The organism is Salegentibacter holothuriorum, assembly GCF_900168045.1.
GTDB lineage: Bacteria > Bacteroidota > Bacteroidia > Flavobacteriales > Flavobacteriaceae > Salegentibacter > Salegentibacter holothuriorum.
This window is the reverse complement of sequence record NZ_FUYY01000001.1, coordinates 585606-601307: the sequence shown is the minus strand read 5'-3', so window position 1 is coordinate 601307 and position 15702 is coordinate 585606. Positions and strand designations below refer to the sequence as shown.

Here is a 15702-nt window from a genome sequence, read left to right as displayed (position 1 = left end):
CCAAATAGCTTAATCTTTATTATTTAGATTATCGTCCCTAAAAACAATAATATAGCTTAGAATAATCCCGCCAATAGCTGCAAGAAGAAAAAATATCATGGCCAGCCCGGGATATCCTAAAATCCTAAAATCTGAGGGCACCTGCATTAACATAGCGGCACCAATAATCATAGCGGCTATAATTAAACCCAGGGTGATGCGGTTAGCAACTTTTTGAAAACCATCGGTAACTCGTTTTTCGTCAAAAGCATCTACCTTAATGGTAAATTCATTTTCAGAAAGATTCTTTGAAATGGTATTTAATCTATCGGGTAAGTATTCTATAAATTTCTTTGATGCCAATACAGAAGAGAAGAAATTTTCAGGCTTTAACTCTTCGTACATTTTATCGCGCATTATTTTATGTGAATGTCTTTTAATGGCATTCCTAAGATCAAAATCTGGATCTAATACCGCTATAATTTGATCCATATTTAAAAGAATCTTACCAAGAATGTTTACTTCCACAGGGATATGAATTCCATTTTCAGCAGCGAGTCGGTTTAATTGAATTAGCAAGCGGCCGGTTTGCATATCTTTTGCCGTACTATGTTCACTGGCCATAATAATATCGTTAATGGCTTTTTTAAAATGTTTTAGATTTGCGTTTTCTGTTACTTCGCTCATACTTAGCAATACGCGAGCCGTCTCTTCTCCGTTATTGTTACTTAGCGCCAATAAAAGTTCTAAAATATATTGTTTAATTGCAGGGCTAAACCGGGCAACCATTCCAAGATCTATAAGTGCAATTTTATCGTCTTTTGTAAACTGAATATTTCCCGGGTGTGGATCTGCATGTACAAATCCATCATTAATAACCTGCTTTAAATAGGCGTTCACCAATTGATCAACAAGGGGTGAATAGTCTACTTCAATTTGTTTAAGCGGTGAAATTGAGGTTATCTTTTGCCCTTCAATATATTCCATAGTGAGCACCTTACCCGAGGAATAATCCAGAATTGGTTGTGGCACCATTAGATCTTTGAATTCTTTTAAATTTTCACCCAGGCTAATTAGGTTTTGTGCTTCCTTATGGTAATCCAGCTCTTGCAATAAAATTCGCCTTAACTCAGCTAAAACATCATCAAAAGCATATTTTTGAGCGGTGGTGCTATGCTTAACAGCAAGCTCGGCAAGCTCCTTTAAAGTATCTAAATCTGATAGAAACTGCTTTTTTATTCCCGGTCTCTGGATTTTAACCGCTACCGGTTTTCCAGATCTTAAAGTAGCTTTATGTACCTGCCCAATAGAAGCACTTGCCAGAGGTTTTTTCTCAAAACTTTCAAATGCTTTTGAAATTCTGGTTCCAATTTCTTCCTCAACAATATGGTGAACTTCATCGTAAGGAATAGCGGGTACATCGTCTTGCAAAGTAGCCAAAGCTTTTAAATAAGCATCGGGAAGCAGGTCTGGCCGGGTAGACAGTAATTGTCCCATTTTTATATAGGTAGGCCCCATATTTTTTAAGTCTTCTACTAGCTCTTCGGGAGTTTGATCGTAGGTGTCTTTAAGCTCTTCCTTGTCCCCATCCATCGCTTTTGAAGCAGTATTGGTAAACAAATCACTGTTCCAGTATTTTAGCATAAAGCCTATAAATTTCTGGTAACGCAAAAGATGATCGGGAAGTACAGACATAAGGTTTATTGGTGTTAGGTTATTTAATTTTAAAGATATTTATTTAAAACTATAACACCAATAGGTCTGATAACATACAGCTATTTTTTGCTATTATTTAAGAAAGCTTTTTGTTGGCTTTTGGTTCTTAAACTTAGAAAACCTTAATTTTTAAATTTTCCAGGATTAAACTAGGCAGTTTAAATAATCCCAATTTCTGTCTTTGATTATTCTAGTAAGAAAGTTTTTCGTTTAGTCTGTTAATGTTTATGGGATTACCAAAAATATATAATAAATCTCCCTGCTTAATCTTGGTATCAGGAAGAACTTCAGTGATGTATTGTGTATCCCTTTTTATAGCTAGAACGGTAACTCTAAAGTTTTTCCCTATTCCTGAATTCTGAATACTTTTACCTACAATATCCCTGTTATTTTGTTGAACGCTTAAGGTTACAATTTCTCGATTTGGGATATGAAGATGTTGTAGTGAAGGTTTATGTGGCCTTCCTTTTACAGAAGTTAACATTTCATAATCTGAAGAGCGTATACTAGCTGTGAAGTCCATTATTTCATTATAAGGCACCAGGTATTTTTTTAGAACCCGGTTAAATATTTCTATGGAAGTTTCAAACTCTTCAGGAATTACTTCATCTGCTCCCAGTTTAATGTTTTCTTCAATTTCCCGCACATAACGCGTTCTCACAATTATAAAAGCTGTTTTAGTATATAATCGCACATTACTTATAATCTTTTTGGTAGCTCCCGGGTCTGAAATTGCAATAACCACCACACGGGCTTCCTGTACATGAAGGTGTTTTAGGATGAGCGAATTGGTGGCATCTCCAAAAATAACTGGTTCGCCGTTATTTTGTGCTTTTTTAAAAGTTATGGGGTCGGTATCTAAAACAACGTAGGGAATTTCGGCATTTCTGGCTGCTTTGGCAATGTTTTCACCATTTATGCCATAGCCGACAATGATAAGATGGTCTTCTAGTTTTTTTGGTTCAGTGCTACTTTCCTCAGCAGTTGTTTTTTGCTTATTAAATCTTTCTAATCTATGTCTTACGGAAGAAGGAACTCTAGCCTTTAAAATAGCGTAAGTAATTTTTGGTGCTGCAGCAATAAGAAAAGGCGTTAGCCCCATAGTGATAATAGAAATTGCCAGGAAGTACTGGTAAATACTATCAGGAATAATATTATTATCCAATCCTACTCCAGAAAGTAATAAAGAGAATTCCCCCACCTGAAATAGACTAAATAAGCTTAAAAAAATTGTTCTGGGAGGATATTTTAGTAATAGAACGGTCGCACCTACTACTAGCATTTTTAGCAGTACAACGCCAATAACCAGAGCCAGAATTACTAAAATGTTTTGGATAAAAAACTCAAGATTCAGAAGAGAACCTACCGAGATAAAAAAGAAACTGATAAAGATTTCACGAAATGGCAATACATTTACAGTAGCCTGGTGGCTATACTCAGATTCAGAAATAATAAGTCCGGCGAAAAAAGCACCCAATGCCAGGGATAATCCAACAGAGGAAGTTAGCCATGCAATAGCAAAACAGAAAACTACTGTGGTTAGAATAAAAAGTTCTTTACTCTTTGTTTTTACTACCATACTAAAAATGCGTGGTACAATATACCGGGCTAATAAAAAGATTACTGCACCAACACCTACAATTTTAACGATAAGAAGAAGCACGGTGTTAACAATATCTCCTCCATCGCCTGCTAAAATAGGGGTTAGGAGCATCATAGGGACTACAATGATGTCCTGGAAAATAAGAATTCCAAGTGCCACCCTGCCGTGTGGAGCGGTAATTTCTCCGCGTTCCTGAATGAGCTTTAAAACTATTGCCGTACTACTTAAAGAGAATAGGAAACCCAGGAAAACAGCTGAATTTAATGGTAAACCAAGAAAATAGGCAATTATAGCAGTAAACAAAATAGTACCTCCAACTTGAAGTCCGCCGCCAATTAAGACGGTATTTTTCATGGAGATGAGCTCTTTTACAGAGAGCTCAATTCCTATAACAAATAGCAGAAAAATAATACCTATCTCAGAAAGTAATTCTACTTCGTGTGTAGAACTAATAAGATTAAAAGCGTGGGGCCCCGCAATTATTCCCGCCAACAGAAACCCCAAAATAGAAGGCACTTTTATCTTTTGGAATAATAGAATAATCAATATTGATAGTCCCAGAATAATTACAATGTCTTGTAAAATAGGTATTTCCATAAATAAATTTTAAAGTTGGTTGGCCGCCCTAATTTAAAGGATATAACCCGATTATGGAAATAAAAAAGCGGCGGGAATTCCCGCCGCCCAGAATAAATCAAAAACCTCAGGGCAAGCCCACGAGGTATGAATTGGAAAAAAACTTTTTGAAATTTTGAGGCAAGCCTCGGGGAATTAAACCCTCTGGAGGGATTAAATTAAAATCTATTAACCTTTTAACCAAGCATTTCTAAGTTTAACTTCTTCACTGCTTTCAGGCAGGTCTTTTTCGGTAAGTGTAAGTTCGCTATCTGTTGGTTGGGATGCAGTTGTGCTAAGCTCTAACTTCTCACCATCTCGCATTACTACAAAGTTTACTTTTTCTCCTTCTTTCCAGGATTCAGCAGTCATAATTAAATTGTACACATTTAGAATATTATATTTTTCTTCGTTTACAGATTTTATTATGTCACCGCCCTTTACGCCAAGTTTTTTAAGAAAAGAATTGAATTCAATATTTTCTCTAAAAAATAATTCTTTACTGGCAGGATCTCCATCTATATAAGGTGTTTGTCCTTTTATAAAATAGCCGGTGTTTACCTGGATTTCAGATTCTTCAAGGCCTACTTTTTCAAAAAATTCCCGGTAAGGGATAGGGGTAGATCCACTTATATACGTTTCTAAAAAAGTTCTAATTTCAGGATAAGTTAATGCAATAATATCTTCAAATAATTGATCATCGGTAAAGGGTTTGTCCATCCCATACTTATCGCTAAGCGCTTTCATAAGATCTAGAATGCCCATTTTACCATCGCTTAATTCCCTTAACCGAATATCCAGTGCCATCCCAATTAAAGCTCCTTTTTGGTAAACATTGTAATAACTTTTTTTATAGGGTTCTTCAAGGATATTTTTACTCATTTCTGTAAATGGCATCGTATCGTCAAACTGTTGTGCAGATTTTATTTTTTCTGAAATCCTATCATAAAAATCCTGCTTTTCTATAAGCTCCTGATTAATTTGAAATAGATTCGCGAAATATTCGGTTACGCCTTCATACATCCATAAATGTTGCGACATTTTAGGATCATTATAATCAAAATAATGCACTTCTTTTGAATGAACATTTAGCGGAGTTAATATGTGGAAAAACTCGTGAGAAACTACATCGGTCATTGTTTTCTGTAATTGCTCAGGCTGCATAGCCTCAGGAAGTACCACAACAGTAGAAGTATGGTGCTCTAAAGCTCCAAAACCGCGTGCATCTTGCGTCTCACTATCTGATAAATATAAAAGAATGGCATATTTACCGGTATTATCTACCTCACCCAGAAATCTCTTTTGGGCGATTATCATTTCTTCAATTCCCGGTTTTATACTTTCAGAAGTATATTTTTTATTGGGAGAATAAACATTAATAAGTACTTCCATTCCTTCTACCATAAAACTTGTGGTGTCCGGTTTGGCGTACATGATTGGATTATCTATAACTTCAAAATATCGGTCTAAAGAATAAATATCTTCTTTAAATTCCATGCTGGTTGAAGCCGTTACAGTTTTGCTCAATGCGGTTCCGGGAATTAGCCCTTGAGGTCTTTTAACCAGTAAACGGTATGCTTCTTCTTTCTCGTTTTCAAAATAACCTACAAAGCCGTGAAGATTAAGCATAAAGTTTTTACCGGCTTCAATATTTGTTCCCGAGGGAGAGAACACTCCTTCTTCGCCCTCAATATCATAAGTATCATTCACCTGATAGCTTACTTTATCTAATTCTTTTGCATTAGAAACAAACCAGGAATTATCGTCTAATTTTTCAAATTCCAATTCGCTTCCATCATAGGCTATAGCTTTAAAATTTTCAATAAATTTTCCGTAGTTATCTGTAGAGTAGGTTCCGGGAACGGTTTTAGGGATATAAAAAGTAGTATTTTTAGTAGTAAATCTATCTGGGTCAATATTTACAGAAACTTTGTCTTCGTCAATATTTACAAGGTCTATGCTTGCAATTACCGGTTGATCTTCTTTTTGTGTTTGGGTAGTTTTACAGCTGTAAAGTGTGCCAATAAAGGCCAGCGTATAAATTGCTTTTTTCATGTATAATTTTTTCTTTTTTATAGGACTCTAAAAGTGTGTAAAAGTTACATTTATATAAAGTAGAAATATGAATTTTGTGAAAATTGAAAACTAAAATTGTTTAAAACTCAATAAACTAGTTATTTACCCGATAATAGAGATTTAATGTTCCTAGGTTTGTCTCTTGAGTAAATAATTATAGAATTCGAAAATATATTTTTTCCAAATGCTCCATAGGCCTGCCCCAGTGAAGTTTTACTTCTAGAAAAGGGTATAAAAAAACCGCTGAGATTATCAGCGGTTTTTGTTTTCAAATAGAAAAAAGATTATTCTCTAATATGGCCTTCACCCAGCACATAATATTTGTTGGTTACCAATTGTTTTAAACCAAGTGGTCCACGGTGGTGAAGTTTATCGGTACTAATAGCGAGCTCTGCTCCAACTCCCATTTGGCCGCCATCAGTAAATCGGGTAGAGGCGTTGTGGTATACAGCTGCACTATCTACCTGTTCCATAAAGTTGGCAGCTTCTTCCTTATCTTTAGTAACAATTACTGCAGAGTGTCCACCTGAATACTTATTAATTTTATCTATAGCAGCGTCATTACCGTCAATAGCACCAAGAACAATTCTCATTGCAAGAAATTCTTCATACCAGGTATCTTCTGAAGGTATTTTTTCTTCGTTTGGTAGTATTTTGGCAATATCGTCGTCTACCTGGATGTGTACCTCATTCTCAGTAAACATATCGTAAAGCTCTTTTACTCTTTTTTCAAAGTCTGGAAGATTTTTATCTACCAACACTTTATCTAGCGCGTTACATCCTGAAATCTTATCGATTTTAGCATTCAGCATTACTTTTCTGGCAGTGTCAAAATCGGCGTTTTTAGAAACATACAGGAAGTTATTCCCACGTCCGCTAACCAATACAGCTCCTGTAGAATGCTCTTTAACAAATGCAATTAGTTTTTCTCCACCTCTTGGCACTACTAAGTCAATATGTTGTGGTGGATTTTTAAGGAAATCCTGGGTTTCAGTTCTGTTCATTTGTAACAGCTCTATCCAGTCTTTCTCCAAATTGTTTTCTGCAAGCGCTTCATGCCAGCATTCTTCAAGAATTTTATTGGAATGGTTTGCTTCTTTACCACCTTTTAAATAGATTTTGTTATTTGCTTTAAAAGCAAGAACCGCTGCTTCAATGGTAACATCTGGACGAGATTCATAAATAATCATTATAGTCCCGAAGGGTGCGGTTTTATTGGTGATATCTAGACCGGTATCTAATTTTCTATGCTCTATAACCTGGCCTACAGGATCTTCCTGCGCCATCACTTCTTTTACAGAGCGCATCATATCATCTACCTTGGCATTGTTTACTACCAATCTATCATACATAGCCTGATCTCCTTTACCGAAAGCATCAAGGTCTTTTTTATTTGCGGCTACTATTTCTTCGCGCCTTTTATCCAGAATATTAACCATGGATTGCAGCACGTTATTTTTAGTTTTAGAATTTAATAATTTCATTACTTGATATATTTTAGTTTGATTAAACTTCAATTTATTGTTCACAAAATGAACATTAGATTACCTCGCAGCCTTCACTGGAATTTAATGAATTTTCCAGCTATAGCCAGTGGTTATCTATAAGCTAGTTTAAGCGGTGAATTTAGTACCTACCGGTTTACCGGCTACAATATCTAAAATCACATTTCTCTGTTTACCATTAGCAATGTAAGTGGTAATATCTTTTGCTGCGGTGCCTTTGGCAATCTTTATTTTAGACTCCATGCCGCCACGACCTTCACCTTCGCCTTTGCCAGATTCCTGAACATATTTTTCAACATTTTCATCAACCTGAACTTTATTTAATTTTTCAGATTCATCATCTTCAGGGTGACCGGTATAGAGACCATCGGTATCACTGAGAATAATTAAGGAATCTGCCTTGATTAACTCAGCCACTAAACTTGCAAGTTCATCATTATCAGAGAACATAGACATAGTTACCGAAACGGCATCATCTTCGTTAGCAATTGGGATAATCCCTTCAGATAATAAAGATTCGTAACAGTTAATCATATTCTCACGGTGAATTCCCGGGCTAAAGTCTCTTTTGGTAGCTAGTACCTGTGCGCAACGCATTCCGTAGTCGTGAAAAATACTATAATAATGGCGCATCATACGAGGTTGTCCTACTGCAGAAAATACCTGTCTTCTTTTAGAAGCATCTTCAATATCTACATCACCAAGAACTTCTTTACCGGCGATAGCAGATCCTGAAGAAACCAGAACTACCATTACGTCTTCCTCATATAGTGTAGCTATTTGCTCTACAAGATGTTTTAGCACAGGGCCTAAAATCCTGTTGTCTTTATTGGTCATTACATTGGTTCCGACCTTAACTACAATTCTCTTTTTTTCCATTTTATAAAGTTATATTTAAACTTCTTTTTAGAATTAAACTACTCTTTACCCAGTTCAACGGCTCTATCAAAAGCAGCATAAGCAGCATCTTTAATAAGCTCTTCTACGTTATTCTCATCCATAGAGTCTAAAGCTGCGCGGGTTGTACCTCCTTTAGAAGCAACGCGATCCATCCAGGTACTTGGAGAAAGATCTGATTCATTAAAAAGTTTTACAGCACCTTCAAATGTCTGACTTACCAATATTTTAGAATCATTTTTAGAGAAGCCCATTTTTAATGCTGCTTCTAACATAGAGTTCATAAAATAGAATACGTAAGCCGGCCCACTTCCTGAGATTCCGGTAGAAGCATCTATAAAATTCTCTGTTTGTACATGAATTGATGCTCCTGTAGTGTCCAGTAAATTTCTGATCATTAATAATTCTACCCTTGATACTTCTTTAGCTTCTGTAAACGAAGTAACTCCTTTTCCTACCTGAGCTGGAAGGTTAGGCATAGAACGAACTACTTTTTTAACATCCAGACCTTCCTGAATTTTATCTATGGTTACACCGGCCATTAACGAAACAAAAATTTGTTGATCGTTTACCAAAGGCCTTATTTCTTCAAATAAAGAATCGCAGTGATACGGTTTTACAGCAAGAAATACAATATCTGCCTCTGGGAGACACTCTTCTATATCATCATAAACATCAAAATGATCTACTTTGCTAAGGGTAGTGATCACCTCGGCAGATTTATCGAAAATCATAAGGTTGCGATGATTTAGTAGACTGGACTTCGCCATTCCTTCAGCGTAAGTTAGTCCCATATTTCCTGCTCCAATAACTAATACTTTCATTCTATATTTTTTGGTTAATTAATTCCTTTTCAATTTTTGGATAATTAAATCCGGTTCATAAGGAACAAAGACCATACAATGATTCCTGCCAAAACAGCCTAGCTGCTCTAAAATCAGGATTAAATTAATTTATTTTTGGTGGAACTAATAAAAAATATGGTTAAACTAATCTAAAAACAGCTTTCAGTTTCTAAAAGAAAAACTTTTATCCAAATGAGGGAGCCCCTATAGCTTATACCGCTAGAGTCAATTTATACAATAGGTTTGCCTTTTAATATAAATCAGTAGTAGTTTGAATTGTCCAATTCAGTTCTTAAAAGGGAGGCTTATTTAATACGAATAATAGAAAAAAACTATTAACTATAATTTAGATTGATTCTATGGAATAACTGACATATCTCTGCCATTATTGCAGCAATAAATATGCTAAATTTAACGAAAAGGTTTTCGTTGCAATGCTGCGGTTTTAGAGTTTTAGGCTAGTAATTTCATGAAGCTCAGGAATAATTACTTCAGAATTATACAGGTCTTTAATTTTGACTCTTAAAGAATCTAAGGCCGTGGCTTCTCCGTGAATTAAGAATACTTTCTCAGGAACGTTTTTAATTTCTGAAAGCCAGTCCAACAATTCCTCCTGATCGGCGTGGGCTGAAAGACTTTCAATTTTTAAGATTTTTGCTTTTACAGGACAGTATTTTCCAAAGATTTTTACTTCTGAAGCTCCATTTTCCAGTTGCCTTCCACGTGTGCCCTCTGCCTGGTAGCCTGCCAGTAAAATAGTGGTTTCAGGTTTGTCTATTAAATAACGTAAATAGGTGAGAACTCTGCCCCCGGTAACCATTCCACTGCCAGCAATAACAACTTTAGTACGGTTTTCATCTATAGTTTTCCAGGTATCGCGGTAGGAGGTGATGATATTAAAATAGGAAAGCATTTTTTTAAATTCATCTGCACTTATTTTATGCCATTCACTAAAACCGGAAAACAAGCCCAAAACTTTATTCCCCATTGGGCTATCAATATAAATCGGGATTTTTGGAATTTTGTTTTCTTTAGCTAATAAGTAAAGTTTATACATAATTCCCTGTAGGCGTTCTACTGCAAAGCTTGGAATAATTAGGTTTCCATGATTGCTAACCGTGTTTTTTATGGCTTCGGTAAATATTTCATCTGAATTATCTTTTGGATGAAGCCTGTCTCCATAAGTGCTTTCCAGAAATAAATAATCTGCTTTTTCGGGTTTTTTAGGGGATTCCAGAAGTACATCTTTTTTCCGACCAATATCACCTGAAAATACAAATCGTTTATTAAATATATCCAGCTCAATAAAAGCTGATCCCAGAATATGAGCATTGGCCTGGTAGCGATATTTAATATTTTCTGAAATTTGATACCATTCATCAAGGTTTATGCTTTGAAACAAACCAATCGCTTTTTCGGCATCTTTAGTAGAATATAAAGGTAAAGCCGGCTCGTGCTTGCTATATTCTTCTTTATTGGCTCTTTCGGCATCTTCTTCCTGGATTTTTGCACTATCTTTTAATATTACATCTGCAATTCCTAAAGTTGGAGGTGTGCCAATAATTGGATTTTTATAGCCTTGCTTCACCAATCTTGGCAAATATCCTGTATGATCCAGGTGGCCGTGGGTAAGTAAAATAACGTCTATAGCTTTAGGATCAAATGGAAAATCTTTCCAATTTAGTTCACGTAAATGTTTAATTCCCTGGAATAGGCCGCAGTCTATTAAAATATTTAATTCAGGGGTTTCCAACAGGAATTTAGAGCCGGTAACGGTACCTGCTGCTCCCAGAAAATGAATGTGTACCTTATTTTCCATAATTTTAGTGTTTACAAAGCTCATCCATTTCTTTAAGAATCCTTTTTTTACGCGGATTATTAATTCCTAAATGGTCCAGATAAAAGTTGTCATTTATAAGATCCTGGCATAAGACTACATCCCGGCTAAGTAGAAAGTTCTTTTCCCTTTCAGAAAGTAGGGTAGAGACAGTTACAGGATATAAACCTAACCTGTCTATTTTATCTTTTAAGCCTTCCCCAATTGGATAATCCCAACTCATTAATTTGAGATCGCTACATTTACCATATTTTATAGCATCTGCAGTAAACCTGGTATTGGTAACCACCCAGGCCTCCTCAAAGTCAAGTTTATTATTATTATTTCTGAAGTTTTTTATGTCACGAAATCTTGAATCTATATAAAGCGGAGTTTTTACATCACTATTTCTGCCGGCATTGTGGAACTTACATTCTATTAGTATTAATTTTTCATCTGTTTTAGCTTCTACATCAATTTCATGAGTTACACATTTACCCTGATAAATTTTTCCGGTTTCTGTTTTATAACCACTATGGTTTAAAAGGGCGGCAATAAATTTTTCAAACGGAAATCCTGTAGGTCCCAATTCATAAATAGCAGTCTTTAATTTATATTTTGAAGCACTGGTGTTGTTTCCTTTACGAAGTAAACTAAAAGCACGATTGTAAATCTCTTTGGTAGAGATCCCATCATAAAGTTCGGTTTTTAGTTTTTCTAGCGTACTTTTAACCAACGCATCATTGGCGCCAGATCGCCTTAGAGACTCTGCAACTCTATCAATAGAAAACTTAGCTTTCTCGCCAGAAGCTTTTATAACTTGTAAGTTAGAAATATCCATTTTTAGTAGTTTTATAGCAAATAGTTTATTGGCACCGCCAAAAGGTGTAATACCCCGAGGCTTGCCTCGAAATTAAAAAATTGTTTCCAACTAATGCCTCGTGGGCTTGCCCCGAGGTAGTTTACTTAAAATTATAAGTCTGCTGGCATAAAAATTATAGGGGTTTCCGGTTTTTTCCCTAATTCTTTAAGCAAAGATTTAGAAAATAGATTCTTAACAAAACCTCTTTTTTTGTGGTTTAAGACCAATATGTCGCTGTTTCTACTTTGAATGAAACTGTGAATCCCTTTGGTAACCTCAATATTGGTTAAAGTATGGAAACTATGAGAAACTTCATCAAAATAATCGTGTAATTCTTCCTTTCTATTTTGCTGATCTTCAGAAAGATTATCGGTATCCTGAATATAAAGAATTCTAATACTGGCCTTGAACTTTTTAGTCATATCTATTAAAAAATTGATTTCAGCAATAGAAAATGATTTGTCAAAACGGGTTGCTAAAACTATTTCTTTTTTTACTTCAGGTACATACACGCTTTGGTCTGGAATTAAAAGAACGGGCATATGGTCTACCGTTTCTATAACATTCATACTATTGGTGCCAAAGATTTTATCGTCGGGTTCGTTTTCGCCTTTTGTTCCCATTACAATAAGATCGAAAATTATATCCTTTTGAATTTCGATTATCGCATCATTTAACCAGGATTCTACGATTAAAGATTTAAACCTGTGATTCGGGTTTTTGTTTATTACAGCTACTTCCTTAAATAGTTTATCCATTAAAACTTTATTTTTAGCTTTTGCCTGTGCTAAACTCTTTCCGTTTACATCTGGTGTGTAGAACTCAGGTTTGCAGGCATTTAGGAAGTAGAAATTACACAAGTCATTTTGGAATAAACTAAAAGCGTAAACAGTAGCTTTCCAGGCGTTGACTGAAAAATCGGTGGGGATGAGTATGTTTTTCATAATTAGCTGAATTTTCCTGAAGGAATAACCATAAATGGCACTTTAATATGAAAGCCTATTTTGTTTACTACCGGTCTAAACAAGAGGTTTTCAAAAAAACTATGTTTATTATTTACCATAAAGAGCATATCTACTTCATTTTCCTCCTGAAAATTTTTGATAGCTTTAGGTATACTTTTATCTTCTATAGTATTGAATTGATGTGGAAAATTATCAAGAATTTTACTTAGGTTTTTCTTGTTTTTTTCCTGGTTTTCATCAAGATCTTTCCCAAAGAAAACGTGTAGGATATCAAGTTTTGAATTATGGTTTTTTACTACATTTAAAATAGGCTCCAGCTGTGGAGCACTAAAATGCAATTGAAAATCTGTGGGGAAAAGAATATTAACCGGTGGTTGATATTCATAATCTGAGGGAATAGTTAACAGTGGGACTTTTAACTTGTTTATAGCCTGCACTGTATTAGTACCAATTAAAATCTCTTCGGCACCAGTAGCACCCTGGGTTCCCATAACTACCAGGTCTATTTCTTTAGACTTTAGTTGGTCTTTCATTTCATCAATCAAAAGGTTGAATGCTGATATTTTTTCGAAATGATGATTTGGATTTTTGAAATCACGCTTAATATTACGTTCTACTCTTTTTAAACCATTAATAGAGTTTTTCTGGTAAACCTCTGCAAGATTAGGTTGTGTGCTGTTGTATAATATGTATTCTGAATCGTATAAAACTGGGGTATAGGTGTTTAAAAGATAAAATCTACATTCTTCGTCCTTAAAAGTTTTAAGTGCATAGGAGATGGCATTATATGCGTTTTCTGAAAAGTCTGTGGGTAAGAGTATTTTTTTCATGATTTCTAGGTTTTAAGTACATTCCCTATTAAAGTTTTGCAAAGCAAGTAGAGGAACTTTTGGATGCAAACTCACTTTATCTATAGTAGAGGTAAGTAGCATATCTTCCAGGTAAGTGTGACGCGAATTAACCATCACCAGAAGATCTATTTTATTGCCGGCTATAAAATCTTCTATAGCTTTTTCCTTTTGTAATTCCTCCCGTTGGTGTTGCGCTATGGTTATATTGTAAAATTGTTGTTTTAAAAATTCTAGATTATCCTTTTGCCTGGCCGAAGTTGCTTTATGCCTGGATAGATATAGAAAATGGATTTGAGATTTAAAATCCCGGGCAATTTCTCCAACAACCTTTAATTCCCGTTTTTGATACGGAATCAAAAAATTGGTTGGAAATAGAATATTTTTAGGCTCCTGATATTTGTAATTTGCCGGGATAGCCAAAACCGGGCATTGTACATATTTGAGTACTAGCAAAGTGTTACTTCCCATTCCCAGATTACGGTTATTGGTGACGCCACGAGTTCCCATAATTACAAGATCAGCATTTTCTGAATTGACTAAACGGTTTACTTCGTCTACCAAATCTCCAAAAGCGGCAACCAATTTTACGCTATGTCTGGGATTGCAAAATTCATCATGTATTTTTGAACTTATTCCAGTCAACACCTTTTCAGTCTTTGTTTTTGTAAGTGCTTTTAGCTCGTCTGTCAATTCGTTGCTTAACACATTTTCATCAGCATAAATCTTTTCAGCATAGGTATGTAAAAGAATTAGCTGGCTTTTTTCATATTTAAAAAGCTGGCAGGCGTAACGCAAAGCATTATTTGCATTTTCTGAAAAATCTGTTGGTAGAATTATCTTTCTCATCTTGTAGACCTTTGAATTATAAAGTTAATAGATAAGCTAAGTTTAAACTATGAGGAAAATCAGTTTGCTTCTGAATTTTAGACCTTTAGAGTTTAAAATAGTATTGATTCATTATGACTTCTATCATGTTTATTTACAGTCTTTTACGCTATATTTAATAGTAATTTTAAAACTTTTAAAGATGAAAAATTTAATATTGGGAATCTTAATAAGTATTCCGTTTGTGCTGTTTGCACAAGAACAGAAAGAATTTGATTACGTAGCGAATCAGGAAAACGGGTTTACAGCAGTGAAACTTGCTGATACCTGGGGTTTTGTAGATAATACCGGTGATTTGGTGGTACCGCTTAGAAGCGACCTTATTTCTAATGAAGAACCGGAAAGTGATAAAATTGGTGTAGCCGGAATAAAGTATCCACAATTAAAAGATGGCCGTGCTATTATCAAAAAGCAAGAAAATGGCATTAATTATTACGGTTTTATAGATGCTAAAGGGAAAACCGTAATTGAACCCATATACCTGAATGTGAGTAACTTTTCTAATGGTAAAGCACTGGCAATAAAACTTGAAGAAGAGAGACTTGGTAAAAACCAACTACTAGGCAAAGGGGTTATTTCTTATAAATATGATGTGATCCTTCTAAATAAAGACGGGGAAGTAGTAAAGTATTTGGAAGGGCCTTTTCCGGTAGCAGTTTCTAAGAAAAAATTAAGAGAAGCTCCTGCAATTAATGCAAAATGGTTGGGAGAAAATGTGATTAGCGTAAAGGGACCTAGTGGAAAATGGAAAATTTATAGGCTTTAAAATAATCCTGCTTTTGCAAAATTCCTGGAACAGCAGGACTTTTTTCCCATAGAGTTCTAGAATATTTATTTTATAATTAGGGGGGAATAGGTTTGTTGAAAACGGCTTAGATTAACTAGTTCTTTTATAGTTTTCCTTAAGTCTAAAGATGGTCGTTTAATGGCAAACTTTCTATTGCTAAAGTTCTAGATTTAGTAATTAATAACTAAGCTATTGAAAACATGAATTTACAATCTAAAAATGGGATTTAAACATGGTAAATTGATTGTTTTAATAGGCTTAAGAAAAGGCTTAAAACACAGAAACAGGAGACCATTGCCT

The 15702-nt window shown here is 35.0% G+C and carries 12 protein-coding genes; 1 reads left to right on the top strand and 11 read right to left on the bottom strand.

All coding sequences use genetic code 11. The annotated features are described in order from the left end of the window. Positions 1-9: 9 nt before the first annotated feature. The 11 genes from B5X51_RS02720 to B5X51_RS02670 form a co-directional block, all read right to left on the bottom strand. Positions 10-1674: an ABC1 kinase family protein gene (locus B5X51_RS02720; RefSeq protein WP_079719323.1), complete on the bottom strand. Its 1665-nt coding sequence runs from the start codon at positions 1672-1674 to the stop codon at positions 10-12. A 211-nt stretch (positions 1675-1885) separates the two neighbouring features. Continuing rightward, complete coding sequence (locus B5X51_RS02715) at positions 1886-3895, bottom strand: monovalent cation:proton antiporter family protein (RefSeq protein ID WP_079719322.1); 2010 nt, start codon at positions 3893-3895, stop codon at positions 1886-1888. Positions 3896-4102: 207 nt separating this feature from the next. Then, a complete protein-coding gene (locus tag B5X51_RS02710; protein WP_079719321.1) occupies positions 4103-5968 on the bottom strand; it encodes a M61 family metallopeptidase in 1866 nt (621 codons plus the stop codon). Positions 5969-6273: 305 nt separating this feature from the next. Continuing rightward, entirely contained in the window at positions 6274-7485 is a 1212-nt protein-coding gene (locus tag B5X51_RS02705; RefSeq protein ID WP_262506821.1) for a glutamate-5-semialdehyde dehydrogenase, read from the bottom strand. Positions 7486-7602: 117 nt separating this feature from the next. Next, entirely contained in the window at positions 7603-8373 is a 771-nt protein-coding gene (gene proB, locus B5X51_RS02700) for a glutamate 5-kinase (protein WP_079719319.1), read from the bottom strand. Positions 8374-8411: 38 nt separating this feature from the next. Further along, entirely contained in the window at positions 8412-9215 is an 804-nt protein-coding gene (proC, locus tag B5X51_RS02695; protein WP_079719318.1) for a pyrroline-5-carboxylate reductase, read from the bottom strand. 466 nt (positions 9216-9681) lie between these two features. Then, positions 9682-11055 (bottom strand): MBL fold metallo-hydrolase RNA specificity domain-containing protein, encoded by a 1374-nt coding sequence (locus tag B5X51_RS02690; RefSeq protein ID WP_079719666.1) that lies wholly within the window; start codon positions 11053-11055, stop codon positions 9682-9684. A gap of 4 nt (positions 11056-11059) precedes the next feature. Continuing rightward, entirely contained in the window at positions 11060-11893 is an 834-nt protein-coding gene (locus B5X51_RS02685) for a restriction endonuclease (protein ID WP_079719317.1), read from the bottom strand. Positions 11894-12024: 131 nt separating this feature from the next. Continuing rightward, a complete protein-coding gene (locus B5X51_RS02680; protein ID WP_079719316.1) occupies positions 12025-12858 on the bottom strand; it encodes a universal stress protein in 834 nt (277 codons plus the stop codon). Positions 12859-12860: 2 nt separating this feature from the next. After that, positions 12861-13709, bottom strand: a complete 849-nt coding sequence (locus B5X51_RS02675) for a universal stress protein (protein ID WP_079719315.1) — start codon at positions 13707-13709, stop codon at positions 12861-12863. A gap of 12 nt (positions 13710-13721) precedes the next feature. Beyond that, entirely contained in the window at positions 13722-14576 is an 855-nt protein-coding gene (locus B5X51_RS02670; protein ID WP_079719314.1) for a universal stress protein, read from the bottom strand. Positions 14577-14757: 181 nt separating this feature from the next. Between B5X51_RS02670 and B5X51_RS02665 the strand changes: the two genes are divergently transcribed. Then, positions 14758-15381 carry a WG repeat-containing protein gene (locus tag B5X51_RS02665; RefSeq protein ID WP_176132716.1) on the top strand — a complete coding sequence of 208 codons (624 nt, stop codon included), beginning with the start codon at positions 14758-14760 and terminating at the stop codon, positions 15379-15381. Positions 15382-15702 lie beyond the last annotated feature (321 nt).